This window comes from Echinicola shivajiensis (assembly GCF_018642165.1).
Classification (GTDB): Bacteria; Bacteroidota; Bacteroidia; order Cytophagales; family Cyclobacteriaceae; genus Echinicola; species Echinicola shivajiensis.
In genome coordinates this window covers 711,142-725,101 of the sequence record NZ_JAHHZM010000001.1, presented here as the reverse complement: position 1 = coordinate 725,101, position 13,960 = coordinate 711,142, and the positions used below count along the sequence as shown (strand labels likewise).

Sequence of the window (13,960 nt, the reverse complement as noted above, 5' to 3'; positions counted from 1 at the left end):
TTTTCTCCTTGGGGAATGGAAAAGATTTGGAAGGTGCCTTTGGGATGGTTACAATCGGTGTTGCTTGGGTAGAATACTATTGACTGATTTTTCTAAGTAAGGAAATAGCTTTTATTTTCTTTTGAAGTTCAAAGAATACTTTTGCCATAAGTAACCTTATTAACTTTTTCTTATCAAAGAAACATACTCTCAAATTTTTATTTTAGGCCAATTGGTCTATATTTGAAAATGGTTTAAAATCAAAAGTTTGTGAAGTCTAAGCTTTCTTGAATAAAAATTATGAATAAGCATTATAGTGAAAAAGATTCTGAAGTCTGGAGGAATATAGCTAGAGGGGACAGAGAAAGCTTTGAGGCCATCTATAATGCTTATTCTAAGTGTTTGTTCAAATATGGCTTTGGTTTTACCCAAGATGAAGAATTAATTCAAGATGTTATCCATGATGTCTTTGTTCATATATGGAATGTAAGGATGAACATCAATATCAAAAAAAACATTAAATTTTATCTTTTTACCACCTTCAGAAGGGAAATTATTAAAATGGTCAATGACCAATATAAAAGAGAATCACTGGAAGATTATCACAATAAATTTTTGTGGGAAGAGTCCTTTGAGGAATTGCTCCATAAGAATCAGATCATATCAGAGTCAGCTCTAAAAATTAATGAGGCATTGGAAAATCTTCCTTTGCGACAAAAGGAGGCTATTTATCTCAGGGTCCTTGAAGGTTTAGAATATGAGGATATTTCTGAGTTGATGGGTGTTCAGGTTCCATCTATATATAACTTGATATTTAAAGGTCTCAGAACGCTCAAGAATAGCTTGGATTTCAAGAAGGTAGCCATCAGTGCTATCTCATTTTTATTATTTTTTTGGAATTGTTTATAGCTAATTAGTAGGTTGTTAGCTGTGTTTCTGTAATAAAATCATAATTTTTTTGAATTAGGTGATGAGATTTTAGGCCTTTTGACCTCTTTAGTTCAGATGGACAAAAAAATGCAATCTTATTCAAAAATAGAAGACCTATTATTTGATCAATCATTTAAAGATTGGGTGCTCGCAGATGAGCCTGTTGAAGATCTTCATTGGCCAAATTGGATCGCCTCAAGCGATGAGAATTATAGGCTTTATGGGCAAGCAAAGGCTATTTTGATTTCCTTGAATAATCAAGGTAAAGACTTGGATGATTCTACTCAGCGGAAACTTTTTGATAGAATTGAACAGAGTATTCAGTCGAAAGGCAAAAATAGAACCTCGTATTCTTCTGCAAAAAGGAGCATTTCAAATAGATCCTGGTTTCGAGCAGCAGCAATTTTAGTATTTGTGCTAGTAGCATCTATTGCATTTTTGAACATTATCCCTTACCAAAAGGAAGTGCAATTATTGACTGAAGATTATCCTAGGGTCATAAAATCCAATCCTATAGGGCAAAAGTCAAAGTTATATTTGCCCGATGGTACGACAGTTTATCTGAATGCTGAAAGCGAAATTTCGTTCCAAGAAAATTTTGGAAAGGATCATCGGGATATAGATTTAAAAGGGGAAGCATTTTTTGAAGTTGCGCATGATACCCTGCTTCCATTTAGGGTTAAATCAAGGGATATGGTAACGGTGGCACTAGGGACATCCTTTAATATCAATGCCTATCAGGAAAACATGCCCAGCGTCCAGCTAGCTACAGGAAAAGTTAGGGTTTATTCAGTTAATGAAGAAAAGGAGGAAATCTTCTTGAATCCTGGAGAAGCTGCAGTTTTGGAAAAATCAGGGCTTAATAAAAGCTCTTATAAGCCTTTATATGCCTTTGGATGGAAAAGTGGGGTGCTGAGTTTTGCCCAAATGAAATTTACGGACGTCAAATTGAAATTGGAGCGTTGGTACGGTGTGGAAATCACAGTCGAAAATTTGCCTCATAAAGACGAGAAAGTTTCTGGGGAATTTAATGATGCCACATTAGATAACGTATTGAAAAGCCTAGGGTATACTTTGGGCTTTAATTATAGAATAGACCATAAAAAAATAACCATCAAATTTAAAGCAAGAGCCAATGAATAAACCTTAACAAAAAAAGCCAATGATAATTCATTGGCTATGTCGATAATCAACCAAGTTTCTCAGGCTTTAGGCTGCTTATCGATGTTTTAATGCCTTTTGTAGAACAGTAAAACATTTCAAAATTATGAAAAAAACATTACATGCTATATGTATGATAGGAAAATACTATCTGTATGGGTTTGTGTTTCAGCTAATTTTCCTGAACCTAATCTATGCAGCGCCTACCAAGGCACAAGAATCTCTTGACATCTCTAAAGTGTCCTTAAGTCTGGACCTTAAGGAGGCTTCTTTAGCAGATGCCTTTAAGGAGATAAAAGAAAAAACAGATTTCAAATTCATTTATAAAGATGAGTTTGTCAATAGCTTACCACCAGTAAATCTTAAGTTGAAAAACCAGTCTTTAGAAGCTGTCCTCATCAACTTGGCCACTAGCCACCAGTTGTCCTTTAAGCAGGTAGATAATACCATTAGTGTCAAGGAACATAAGAGGAGAAATATGGTTTCGCCTGTAATTATTCAGGTTAATGTAAAAGGAACTGTAGTTGATAAAAATGGAGAGCCTGTACCAGGAGTTACTGTAGTTGAAAAAGGAACTGTAAATGGGACAGTTACTGATCTAGATGGAACTTATAGCATTAGTGTGGAGGAAGGTGCGCAACTGGTTTATTCCTTTGTGGGATATATTTCTCAGACCATTCAGGTTGATAATAAATCGGTAATTAATGTGGTGCTGGAGGATGATGTCAGTGATTTGGAAGAAGTAGTGGTCGTTGGTTATGGTACCCAGAAAAAAGGAAATCTAACTGGGGCTGTTGGTATGACAGATGGAGATGTACTACAAAACAGACCAATTACCAATATTACGGATGGTCTTCAAGGTGTGGTTCCTGGTTTGAATATAACACCTTCCAATGGAGCGCCAGGAAGTGGTGCAAGTATCAATATTCGTGGAGCCACCAGTATTAATGGCGGTTCACCGCTTGTTTTGGTAGATGGAGCCCAAATGAATATCAATAATATCAACCCTCAGGATATTGAAAGTGTAACGGTTTTGAAAGATGCAGCTTCTGCGTCCATTTATGGTGCTCGTGCAGCTTTTGGTGTCATTTTGATTACTACTAAAAAAGGTGGTAAAAATACAAAACCACAGATCAACTATTCCGGCAATTTCTTCGCGGCTCAGCCAACTATTATTCCTGAAAAAGCTGATAGTTATAAGTATGCGATGTATGTGAATAGTATGAGAAATTCAACGGGGGCCAGTACGGTTTTTAATGAGGAACATCTGGGTTTGATTCAAGACAGGGTGAATGGAGTGATTTCCAATGATTATACCCTTAAGCCTTCTGGATCAGCTTACTACGAACATGCCAATACCAATTGGGCAGATTTGGTGTTTGCTACTGCAGCTCCTGGGCAAAACCACAACTTGAGTGTTTCGGGAGGAACTGATAAAACGGCATACAGGGCATCATTTGCCTATACCCGCCAAGACGGAATTGTGAAAATAGGAAACGATTTTTATGAGCGTTTCAATTTCAATACCAATATGAGTACAGATGTCAACAAATGGTTGACGACCAGATTTCAGGTGAACTTTTCCAAATCAGAACAGGATACTCACAATTTGCCCCCAGGTCATGGACCATCTATTTTCCATACGGTATGGAGAGCAAGGCCGACATTGACACCATACTTTGACTTGGATGGAGTGCCTTATCCTACATTTATTCGATTGAATCCTGTAGCAACCTTGGAGCAAGGTGGCAGAGATAATCGGGTTGGGTATAACATCAATACAAAAGCAGGTGTTGAAATGAAATTTGGAGATTTCAAAGTGTTCTCCAACTTTACCTACAATCCTAAATTCAGACAGCGGGTATTGAACAATGTGGATTTTGAATCCACTACGCCATGGGCCAATTTAAATGTTAGAAATGACGGAGGCCCATCCTATGTAAGGAAGATAAATGAAGTGGATAATTACTATGCTTTTGATATTTATGGCAAGTATGGTAAGGATTGGGAGAGCGGACATAGTTTAGAAGGGACAGTAGGTTTTAACCAAGAAATGGCCACTTTCAGCGATGATAATGTCTATAACACAGATTTAATCAGTTATGATGTGATTTCTATTTCTAACACACTAGGTGATCCAACGGTAACGGATAATTATACCGATTGGGCTTTAAGAAGTGGGTTTGCTCGTTTGAATTACAGTTTTATGGGGAAATACCTTTTGGAGGTAAACGGCCGATATGACGGTTCTTCAAGGTTTGCCAAAGATGATAGATATGGTTTCTTTCCTTCGGTATCTGCAGGTTGGAGAGTTACGGATGAGGAATTTATGAAAGACCTTACTTGGTTAAACTTGTTTAAATTAAGGGCTTCCTATGGTGCTTTAGGTAACCAGAATTCCAGTTCATTGTATCCTTATGTGGGGTATAATACAGTTGCCCAAACTAATTGGGTTATCAATGGAACGAGACCATTGGGTTTAAGTCCACAGAATCCTATTGCGGCTTCTAGAACATGGGAAACGGTGGCCACTACCAATTTTGGGGCTGATTTCGTTTTCCTTCAGGGGAGATTAGATGCGAGCGTGGATGTGTTTACAAGGAAGACAATGGACATGTTGGTAGCGGGAGATGCTTTACCGGGTGTGTTTGGTGCAGCGGCTCCGCAGAAAAATGCGGCAGATTTGCAAGTAAAAGGATGGGAGGCCTCCATTGGCTGGAATGATCGTGTGGGGACTGATTTCTCCTATAATCTAAATTTTGTCATTTCTGATTCAAAAGGCGAAATCACAAAATTTGATAATCCGACCAAATCACTTTCAAGAAGTTATTATGAGGGGATGAACATTGGTGAAATTTGGGGGTATGAGACAGTAGGTTTGTTCCAGACGCAAGAAGAGATTGATAATGCAGCTAGCCATACGCCGTTAGGTGCAGGTAACCTTGTGGGGCTTGGTGATGTTCATTATGCTGATCTCAATAATGACGGAGAGATCAATACAGATGAGAATACAGTAGATAATCCGGGCGACAGAAGAATCATAGGAAATGCCTCCCCAAGGCACCTATATGGGATTCGCGGTGGAGCAAGTTGGAAAGGTTTTGATGTAAGCTTTTTCTTCCAAGGTGTGGCCAAGAGAGATTACTGGGTGGATGGCCCATTGATGTTTGGTGGTGATGGTGGTTATGGTAATGTGATCGTAACTGATGATTTGTACGCCAATGTTTGGAGCGATGGCTCAGACGGTCTGCCAGTGAATACAGAGGCTTATTATTTCAGACCAAGCCAAGGAGGTGTAGTTAACCGTAACACCCAAATACAAACCCGATACCTTCAGGATGCAAGCTATTTAAGGTTGAAGAATTTGACCATTGGTTATGCATTGCCTAGAACTTTACTTGATAAGGTAAATATAAACAATGCTCGCGTGTTTGTGTCGGGAGAGAACCTACTGACTTTCACCAAGCTGAATTCTAATTTTGATCCGGAAGCGCTTTCGCCAAGTCAAGGGGCTTTGGGTAATACTTCTTTCAGTTCAGGAGGAAGTCAATCCGGTAAATTATATCCTCTGTCCAAAAAAGTTTCTTTTGGCATAACAGTAGGGTTTTAATTCATCAACTAAAAAAGAAAGATCATGAAAAAAATAGGAATATTTCTTCTGGCCTGCCTTTGGGGTTTAGCCGGATGTAATGATGAGTTTTTGGATACCTTTCCTAAAACACAGATAAATGATGAGAATTTCTGGAACAACCCCGCTGATTTAGCTACCTATAATAATCAGCTTTATGCCGCTTATTTCAATAGTCAAGGGTTTGGCAGAGGCGGTTTCAATGCTGGAATGCTAACTGCTGATAATCTTAGTGACAATTCCTTTGTTCAAAGCCCGGGAGATGTAAGGTTGGGGATCAATTCAGCCAATAATCCCGGAAGAAGTGATTGGGATTGGTCTTTAATAAGGGACGTTAACCAGATGTTATCCAATGCAGAAGGGGCAGAGATTGAAGAGAGTCAGAAAAATCAGTTCATTGCTGAAGCCAGGCTTTTAAGGGCTTTGGATTATTACGATAAGCTTAAGTTATATGGAAAGTTACCCATAATTGATAGGGTGCTTACCGAAGATGATGAATTGCTTTATGCTTCCCAATCTAGTAGGGATGATGTAATGGCCTTTATTATGGAGGATATTGAATTTGCCGTTCAATGGATGTCCGATAGTCCAGCAACAAATCGCTTTAGCAAAAATATTGCACAGGCCTATAAGGCTAGAATCATGCTGCATGAAGGTACATTCAGGAAGTACCATGGCTTAGGTGGTGAAGGAGCTTATTTGGAAGCAGCGGCGCAGGCAGCTCAAGTGGTGATGAATAGTGGCGACTATATGATTGATGTCAATGGTGATTATAATGATTTGTTTGCCAACATCAATTTAAATGGAAATAATGAAGTGGTGTTTTTCAGAGATTATGATGATGCATTACAGATTTATCATAATGTTTCCAATATCATTACCCATGTAGATGGTGCACAGTTTGGAGGAACTAAGGGACTTATAAATGATTACCTATGTACTGATGGATTACCGATTAATGAAAGTCCATTATATCAAGGCGATGCTACCATTGTGGATGAATTTGCCAATAGGGATGGCCGTTTAGCGGGTACATTTGCTCAGCCAAACACCTATTTTGTAAGTGATAAACTTTATCTTAATGCTAGTCCGCAAGGAGTGGTTAATACGGCTTCTCCTTCAGGCTATCAAATAGCTAAATTCTTTAATGAAAGTCAGGATATACAAGCTTGGGACAGGGCATTTATTGATGCGCCTATCCTTCGTTACGCGGAAGTTTTATTGATTTATTCCGAAGCGAAAGCTGAATTGGGAACCATTACGCAAGCAGATGTGGATATGACCATTAATCAGCTTAGAGCAAAAGCTGGCGTAGCCGACTTAGTATTGGATCAAGGAAGTATTATTGCTGATGTGAGAAGGGAAAGAAGGGTAGAATTGGCTTTTGAAGGCTTCCGCTATGATGACCTGATGCGTTGGAAAGAAGGTACTAAGCTGACTGAACCTGTAATGGGATTAAGGTTCAATGCTTCAGATATTGCTGATTATGATGCTTTTACGGTAGGTGTGGACATCCTGTTAAATGTAGATGGTTATATATTATCTGATCAGACTTATCAGTTTGATGAGAGCAAGAACTACTATTTCCCAGTTCCAGTGAATGAACTTTCATTAAATCCTAATTTGGAGCAAACGGACGGATGGAATTAGTGGGGTGATTTTCATATTTATTTTTAAAAAGAACCGGCAGTCAGTAGCTTGAATTATTCAGCTACCGGCTTGTCGGTTTTTCTCTTACTACATTGAATGTCGTCTATTTGTTTTTTATAATTATAAACTAAAAGCTTAGCCTAATTCCTGCATTGACAAAAAATGAGTTTGTCTTACCAATATCAAAGTCAGTCAATCCAGAGACATCGGTAAGTGACCATTCGTACTTGGCATCAAGAAAGAGAATAGTAAAATCCAATCCTGCTCCTGCAAATACCCCCCATGTAGGGGATTCAAAATCATCTTTGTCCAGACCTTCCCCATTTACTCCTGTGACTATAAAGGTTGAACCACCACCAAATACTCTAAGTCCAATAGCGCTGTCTTCACTTCCCAAAAGATGATAGCCAACAGCAACGGGTATTCTTAGTCCTTTAAGGTCCATGTCTAGATCATCTCCAGACGTGTTTGTGTCTGAGAATTTTGTGCTTTTCTGGGCAAAGAATAGACCTGGCTCTACATAGAATTTATCTCCAAATAAGACGCTGGCACCGAACTGATATCCTATTTTAGCTTTAGCTTCTCCAGAATCTGGATCCTTTGTAACATTAGAGAATGTTAAACCAATAGTTGGTTTTAATTCTACCTGAGCATGTGCCATTGTGGCAATCAATACTGCGACGAAGATAAGTATGAGCTTTTTCACTTGATATGGGGTTTAACATGTGATGATTAGGTTTGTTTTGTGGTTGAAAATCAGTGTGTTATATGTTGGTGGGTTGCCTTATGTTTGACCTTAATATTGAGAACGAAAAGTTTGCTCAATTTATAATATCCCCAGTTGAAGAAGGGTGACATATACTCTGGGGTTTGCTAAGATTTGGTGAATTTGATCAATAATTTTTTGCAATTCATATATCTACAGCCTTTTTGTTTAAGTGGACTATATTGGCAAAAGAAAAATACCATTTTGATAGATTTCGAAATTAACTCTCTTATTCTGATCCTATTTTTGCTGATCTTGATTAAATATTAGCAATCACTCTCTCATTTGTTTTTGTTTTTCTCTCCTTTTGTATATTAAGCATAGATTAATTGAAAATTTCTTTAACTATTGCTTTTTCGGTATAAAATATTGCTAATCTGATTTTTCTGTATTGCCGTTTTACTTTAAGAGTATTTATGAAAATAATTGGGTCTAATGTAATTAAGATTAATGATAAGGATGCGATCAATAATTCTCCTTCAATAAAGAGGAAGGGTTATAATGAACTGGATGATTTTGAGCTTTGGTCTAAATTTAAGGATGGTGATGAAAGTGCATTTGTCCAGATTTATAATGAGCATTTTGAATATTTATGTCATTTTGGAGTTCAATATGCCCAACTTCACATTGTAGAAGATTGTGTTCAAGACTTATTTATTGAATTAAGGAAAAAGAGACAGAGATTACCTGAAATAAATCATTCAATCAGATTTTTTCTTTTTCAAGCCATAAAGAGAAGGATTTTTAATGTTTTGAAGAAAGACAAAAAAAGTGTCTGCTCGGATATGATTGATAAGTTCAATTTTGAAATTATTCCTCCTCAAGAAACTTTGATTATTCTTAACCAAATACAAAAAGAAAAGTTAGAGAAATTGGATAGAGCCCTAAAGGGGTTAAATGACAAGCAACGAGAGGTTATTTATTATTTTTTTTACAAAGGGATGAGCTATGAAGAAGTTCAAAGAATGATGGGGTATAGCCATGTGAAATCAGCGAGAAATATGATTTATAAAATCATAGGAACTCTTAAAAAGGTATTTGTTTTGACATTAATTATGGTTAGTTGAATTATGATTTTTAAGATAATTTAGTGAGCTTGATAAGTGCCATAGATTTTTATTTATTGTTTAAGTAGTTGAAAAACAGAGGGTAAGTTGTTGTTTCTGAAATTTTATTTAAAAAAATGATGTCATTTTCAATTTATAGTTGTCTAGTAGTAAAAGGCAAGAAAATTGAAAAAGGACAAATACGACATAGCGTATTTTTTGACCAATAAATATTTTGTGAATTGGGTAAAATACCCCACAGAAGAAAGCGATCTTTTTTGGAAGGATTGGTTAAGGAAGCATCCTGATAGCCATGAACAGTATAATATGGCCAGAGGGATCATTGAACGAATCAATTTCAAATCAGACGATAGAATTGGTGAGCGCAAGGAAGAAATACTTGATGCCATTTTAGGTGAATCAAAAAGCCCTTTCTATCGATTTGGCTCAATTAAAACAGAAAGTTCTAAATGGGTTTTCCCAGTTGTGGTAAAACTCATTGCAGCATCTGTGATATTGATTTTGATGGCCACATTTTTATATTCTTCTTACTCAGTACATGATGTTGGAGAAAATTTGCATCAAGTACATTTTATTACCAAAAGTAACCCTAGGGGTAAAAAGACAAATTTTTTTCTTCCAGATAAAACACAAGTTACCCTAAACTCGGAAAGTAGCATTAGTTACTCTACTAATTTCAGGGGAGAAATAAGAGAAGTTTTTCTAAAGGGAGAGGCCTTTTTTGATGTCAGCCATGACTCACTTAGAACTTTTTTAGTTAGATCCGGTGATGTAGTTACCCAAGTTCATGGAACAGCCTTTAATGTGAAAGCATATCCCAAAGAGCCGGTAAGTGTTGCTTTAGAGAGGGGATTGGTTTCTGTTTATCCTCATAGCATGGACAAACCGACTATTCCATTTTATTTAAAGCCTGGAGAAATGTTAGATGTCAATTTGAACTTCGAAAACTCAGTTAAGTCGGCTATAGATTATGAAAGAGAATTTGGTTGGAAGGAAGGCCGGTTGGTGTTTAAACAGGCGGATTTGAAGGAGTTGGTAGCACGACTAGAAAGATGGTACGATGTCGATATTTCACTGATAGGAGATACTTCAAAAAGTTGGATGGTAAGTGGGGTATTTGATAATGAAAGTCTTGAAAATGTCCTAAATGGGATAAGTTATGCAAGGAACATTCAGTTCGAGCTTAACGGAGACCATGTGATCATTAAGCTATAAAGTCAATATATCTATAACCCAAAATTTAATTATACAATGAAGAAAAATGTACCTAAAACCCGCAAACGGTTGCGGGCCTGTTTAGTGTTGCTCGGCACTTTTTTAGTTGGGTCAGTTTTTGCTGATCCGGAGGATTTTCAGGGAAGCCTGGACATGAAGAAAGTTATACTCAGTGTAAATGAGAAAAACAGTTCATTAGAGAAGGTCTTCCAATCAATAGAGTCGCAAACTGACTTTAATTTTTTTTATGATGAAAAAGTAATTGATATAAAGAAGAAGGTTTCAGTTCAAAGAGAAGAGACTGCCTTGCTGGAAATTCTTACGGAGCTTTCAACTAAAGGGAAAATTAAATTTCTCCAGGTAAATGAAGTTATAAACGTAAACAACAATTTTAACAGTAATGTCCCAGAGGTAAGCGTTGTGGATCGGTCCGTAAAAGGTAAGGTGATCCCAAAAAACGATCCTTTGGGATTGCCAGGTGTAACTGTAAGGTTGAAGGGTACTGATTTGGTAAAGATCACAGACATTGATGGTAATTTTGAAATCAATGTACCTGACGAAGGGGGTGTTTTGATTTTTAGTTTTGTAGGTTATAAGACCATAGAGGTTCCTGTTGGTGCGCAGTCCCAAATTAATGTTGTGATGGAGGAAGATACCCAAGGTCTTGATGAGGTAGTCGTTGTTGGTTTTGGTACACAGAAAAAGGAAAGTGTTGTTGGTGCCATGACTTCTGTAAATCCCTCAGAACTTAAGATTCCCTCAAGTAATTTAACTACTTCCTTGGCAGGAAGGGTTGCTGGTTTGGTGTCTTACCAGACTAGTGGGGAGCCAGGAGCGGACAATGCCCAGTTTTTCGTAAGGGGCGTAGCGTCGTTTAACAATCAGAATGGGCCATTAATTCTAATTGATGGCGTTGAGCTGACTGTGGATGATTTGGCAAGGTTACAACCAGATGATATTGAAAGTTTTGCTGTATTAAAAGATCCGACTACCACTGCCATATATGGCGCAAGAGGTGCCAATGGAATTATTTTGGTCACTACTAAAACTGGAGTGGAGGGGCCTGCCGTAGTGAATTTGAGGATGGAGACATCATTCAGCCAGCCAACTGGTTTGGTGGATTTAGCTGATCCGGTTACGCATATGAGATTGCAAAATGAGGCGAATAGGACAAGAGGTGATTTTGCCACCTTTACAGAGGAGCAAATTGCTGGAACAATAAAAGGGGGAAACCCAAATATCTACCCCGCTACAGACTGGTATAATACTTTGTTCAAAGAATATGCAAATACCTCTCGTTTGAACTTGAATGTTAGAGGTGGTGGTCAAAAGGTTAGGTATTATGTTGCAGGATCTTTTAATAAAGACAATGGATTGATGAAGGCAGATAAATCCAACAACTTTACTAATGGCATCAATTTAAAGAAATACCTGTTGCGTTCAAATGTGAATATCGACCTACATAAAAATACCGAAATGATTGTTCGACTGCATTCCACTATAGATGATTACCGTGGGCCATTACAAGGAGGGAATGCTATCTATAATGCGGCAGTTAGGACAAGCCCTACTCGTTTTCCTGCTGTTTATGATCCTGATCCAAGTTTAGAAGGTGTGCCTCATATACTTTTTGGCAATGGACTACCACCAAGAGGAGAGTCAGCTTCCGGTGGGGATAATGGTAGTGTACCAGTTTGGTTCAATCCTTATGCGGAGTTACAAAGGGGGTATAGGGATACTAGAAGACAATTATCCTTAGTGCAATTGGAGTTTAAGCAAAAACTGGATGCCTTTACTCCTGGATTGTCTGCTAGGATTTTGGGAAATGTGAATACTACCTCCTTCTTCGAAAATAAACGAGGCTATTCTCCATATTTCTACAGGCTTTCTACCTTCGATCCATTTACAGAGGAATATAAGCTTGTCAGGACGGCATTGGGCTCCGGTAATGAATCTTTAGAATTGTTGCCAGGTGAACGTACCAATAATTCGGTACTGTACATGGAAACAGCTTTAAATTATAATAGGACTTTTGATAAGCACACTGTTGGTGGGATGAATGTAATGATCGTTAGGGAGTATTTGGATGGCAATGCCAACTCTGTACAACTATCTCTTCCAAGTAGAAACCTGGGGATTTCCGGAAGGTATAATTATGATTATGATAACAGGTATTTTGCTGAGTTTAATTTCGGTTATAACGGATCAGAAAGATTTGCAAAAAATAATAGGTTTGGGTTCTTCCCTTCCTTTGGAATGGGGTGGTTAATTTCTAATGAAGAGTTTTTTAGTGGATTGACCCCAACCATCAGCAGGCTGAAGTTTAGAGCTTCTTATGGTTTTGTTGGAAATGATAGAATTGGTGATACCCGCAATGACCGTTTTTTCTATTTGTCAGAGGTTGATATAAGTAATGGAGGGGCTGGAGCTACTTTTGGCAAAGAGTTAAATCAATCCATCGCAGGAGTAAGCATTAACAGATATGCCAACCCAATGGTTACCTGGGAAAAATCAGAAAAGGCAAATTTAGGACTTGAACTTAATCTTTATGATGATGCCATTCAGTTCCGTGTAGATGCATTTAAAGAGAAGAGAACCAGTATTTTGCAAAACAGGGCGGATATCCCTTCTACCCTTGGGCTTCAGGCTCCCTTGAAAACAAATGTGGGAGAGGTACTTTCCAAAGGTATTGATGCTTCCATTGATGTTAATCACTATTTTACAAATGATTTTTGGGTAATGGGCAGGGGCACTTTTACCTATTCTGACAATGAGTTTTTGGTATATGAAGAACCCAATTACAGTGAAGTAGGTGCGCCATGGAGATCACGATTGGGAAACAATGTGAATGTGACTCAAGGCTACATTGCTGAAAGACTTTTTGTGGATGATGCCGAAGCCATTAATTCACCAACTCAGTTTGGAACTCCTGGGGTAGACTATGGAGGAGGAGATATTAAATACAAGGATTTAAATGGTGATGGTGTAATTACTGAGCTTGACAAAGCTCCGATAGGTAAACCTGAAATTCCGAAAATTACTTATGGCTTTGGCTTTTCTGCTGGATATAAACGCTTTGATATCAATGTGTTCTTTCAAGGTTTGGATGAAGTGTCATTCTTCATTAATCCAATTACTACAGGTCCATTTATTAATTCAGTTCAATCGGCTGGATTGAGCTCATCCGCATCGGGTGTGTTGAGTGAGAATGGCTTGCTTCAGGCTTATGCAGACAGCCATTGGTCTGAGGAAAACCGGGATATTTATGCATTGTGGCCTAGATTATCTACTAACGTTGTCCAAAACAATGTTCAAACGAGCACATGGTGGCTGAGAAATGGAGCTTTCTTAAGGTTAAAGCAGCTTGAGATAGGGTATAATCTCCTTAAAAAGCCTTCAAATAAACTGGGGATGACCAATTTGAGAATTTATGCCACGGGTACCAACCTATATACCTGGAGTATTTTTGATTTATGGGATCCAGAATTGAAAGGGAATGGATTGAATTATCCTCTGCAAAGAGTAGTCAATTTTGGAGTTCATATCGGGTTTTAATCAAGCGAA

General features: G+C 37.9%; 8 protein-coding genes. 7 read left to right on the top strand and 1 reads right to left on the bottom strand.

What is annotated here, in order from left to right; translation table 11 throughout:
• Positions 1–279 precede the first annotated feature (279 nt).
• The 4 genes from KMW37_RS02945 to KMW37_RS02930 all read left to right on the top strand — a co-directional run bounded on the left by KMW37_RS02945 (position 280) and on the right by KMW37_RS02930 (position 7,348).
• Entirely contained in the window at positions 280–888 is a 609-nt protein-coding gene (locus KMW37_RS02945) for an RNA polymerase sigma factor (RefSeq protein ID WP_215223092.1), read from the top strand.
• A gap of 108 nt (positions 889–996) precedes the next feature.
• The gene (locus KMW37_RS02940) at positions 997–2,052 is read left to right on the top strand and encodes a FecR family protein (RefSeq protein ID WP_215223091.1); all 1,056 of its coding nucleotides are present in this window, start codon (positions 997–999) and stop codon (positions 2,050–2,052) included.
• 124 nt (positions 2,053–2,176) lie between these two features.
• Positions 2,177–5,680, top strand: coding sequence for a TonB-dependent receptor (locus KMW37_RS02935; protein WP_246581301.1), 3,504 nt, complete (start codon positions 2,177–2,179; stop codon positions 5,678–5,680).
• Between the two features lie 24 nt (positions 5,681–5,704).
• Positions 5,705–7,348: a RagB/SusD family nutrient uptake outer membrane protein gene (locus KMW37_RS02930; RefSeq protein WP_215223090.1), complete on the top strand. Its 1,644-nt coding sequence runs from the start codon at positions 5,705–5,707 to the stop codon at positions 7,346–7,348.
• 127 nt (positions 7,349–7,475) lie between these two features.
• On the opposite strand, the gene KMW37_RS02925 is transcribed toward KMW37_RS02930, so the two are convergent.
• A complete protein-coding gene (locus KMW37_RS02925) occupies positions 7,476–8,054 on the bottom strand; it encodes an outer membrane beta-barrel protein (RefSeq protein ID WP_215223089.1) in 579 nt (192 codons plus the stop codon).
• A 476-nt stretch (positions 8,055–8,530) separates the two neighbouring features.
• Here KMW37_RS02925 and KMW37_RS02920 point away from each other — a divergent pair, with 476 nt between their 5' ends.
• From KMW37_RS02920 to KMW37_RS02910, 3 genes are all read left to right on the top strand, one after another.
• Positions 8,531–9,181, top strand: a complete 651-nt coding sequence (locus KMW37_RS02920) for an RNA polymerase sigma factor (protein WP_215223088.1) — start codon at positions 8,531–8,533, stop codon at positions 9,179–9,181.
• A 165-nt stretch (positions 9,182–9,346) separates the two neighbouring features.
• Positions 9,347–10,396, top strand: a complete 1,050-nt coding sequence (locus tag KMW37_RS02915) for a FecR family protein (RefSeq protein ID WP_215223087.1) — start codon at positions 9,347–9,349, stop codon at positions 10,394–10,396.
• Between the two features lie 36 nt (positions 10,397–10,432).
• Entirely contained in the window at positions 10,433–13,951 is a 3,519-nt protein-coding gene (locus tag KMW37_RS02910) for a SusC/RagA family TonB-linked outer membrane protein (protein WP_246581300.1), read from the top strand.
• The last annotated feature ends 9 nt before the right edge of the window (positions 13,952–13,960 follow it).

What these genes read in the sequence shown, in the direction of transcription:
- KMW37_RS02945 (WP_215223092.1), top strand. Translation starts at nt 280, where the DNA reads ATGAATAAGCATTATAGTGAAAAAGATTCTGAAGTCTGGAGGAATATA.
- KMW37_RS02940 (WP_215223091.1), top strand. Translation starts at nt 997, where the DNA reads ATGCAATCTTATTCAAAAATAGAAGACCTATTATTTGATCAATCATTT.
- KMW37_RS02935 (WP_246581301.1), top strand. Translation starts at nt 2,177, where the DNA reads ATGAAAAAAACATTACATGCTATATGTATGATAGGAAAATACTATCTG.
- KMW37_RS02930 (WP_215223090.1), top strand. Translation starts at nt 5,705, where the DNA reads ATGAAAAAAATAGGAATATTTCTTCTGGCCTGCCTTTGGGGTTTAGCC.
- KMW37_RS02920 (WP_215223088.1), top strand. Translation starts at nt 8,531, where the DNA reads ATGAAAATAATTGGGTCTAATGTAATTAAGATTAATGATAAGGATGCG.
- KMW37_RS02910 (WP_246581300.1), top strand. Translation starts at nt 10,433, where the DNA reads ATGAAGAAAAATGTACCTAAAACCCGCAAACGGTTGCGGGCCTGTTTA.